We start from the raw sequence: 403 nt of genomic DNA, 5'->3' as shown, positions 1-403 counted from the left end.
TGACCGCCCAATCCATCACCGGCATCGACCCGCAACGCATCGCCGCCTACCTCGCCCAGGCCGTGACCGCCTTGGTCGAAGCCCTTGAACACGCCCCCGAACGCCTCGCCAGCCAGTTGGAGGTGGTGCCCGAAAGCGAGCGGCAATTGCTGCTGACGGATTTCAACCGCACCACCAGCGATTTCGGCACCGCGCAACCGATCCATCACCTGTTCGAAAGCCAAGTCCAGGCCAACCCCGACGCCGTGGCCCTGGTCTGTGAACAGCAACAACTGACCTATCGCCAGCTCAATCGCCGCGCCAACCACCTGGCCCGGCAGTTGCTCGCCCTCGGCATCGAACCCGATCAGCGCGTGGCCGTCTGTGCCGAGCGCAGCCTGGACATGATCGTCGGCCTGCTCGG

1 protein-coding gene is annotated in these 403 nt (G+C 65.5%); it reads left to right on the top strand.

What is annotated here, in order from left to right; translation table 11 throughout:
• A partial coding sequence (locus tag AC09SL_RS29555) for an AMP-binding protein (RefSeq protein WP_479572021.1) occupies positions 1 to 403 on the top strand: 403 nt, incomplete at both ends.

It is taken from the genome of Pseudomonas sp. PF05 (genome assembly GCF_056521845.1).
The sequence above is the reverse complement of the archived record's forward strand: the minus strand, read 5'-3'. Positions and strand labels throughout refer to the sequence as shown.